This is a genomic window from Protofrankia sp. CiP1_Cm_nod3 (assembly GCF_982290655.1).
On the sequence record NZ_CEVIVD010000120.1, the window covers coordinates 3275 to 3865 of the forward strand.

The following is a 591-nucleotide window of genomic DNA, read 5'->3' on the forward strand; positions in this document are numbered from 1 at the left end:
GGCATCAGAACATGAACGGCGTCAGGATGGGCCATCCGAACGCTGGCCGTACGGATGTCGGCCGTGTGGTCGTCGGTGACACGGACGCCGGCCATACGGATGTCGGCGGCGCAGACGCCGGCGGCGTGGGCGCTCGTGGCACTGTGAGCGGTGACAGGATCGGCGGTGTTGTCCGGTTGGGAGAAATCCCGGTCCGGCTGGAGGGAGTCCCGCGGTGAGCGTCACGTCGTTCGTCGCGGACGGGCCTCTGCTGCTCGCCGCACCGGTCGCGGCGGTGGCGGGGCTGTTGTCATTCCTGTCGCCGTGTGTGCTGCCGCTCGTGCCGGGATACCTGTCCTTCATCACGGGGCTGTCCGGTGAGGAACTGGCCGCCCGCCCCTCAGCCGGCGTCGGCCCCCCGTCAGCAGCGGCTGATGCTTCGTCGCTGGTCGCTGATGCCGCGTTGCCAGCGGTCGCCTCCTCAGCGGTGGCTGGCAGCACGGCGCTGGCGGCTGCTTCCTCGGTGGTGCTGGTCGGAGCCTCGCCACCAGCGGTCGGTGGCCGGCTGGCAGGACCGCGACCCGCTGCCGGTACCAGCCCCGATACCGGTAA

At 70.9% G+C, this 591-nt stretch carries 1 pseudogene; it reads left to right on the forward strand.

The features are described from left to right. Positions 1–214: 214 nt before the first annotated feature. Positions 215–591, forward strand: a pseudogene (locus AC5LUJ_RS18785) (cytochrome c biogenesis protein CcdA); the annotation flags it as partial.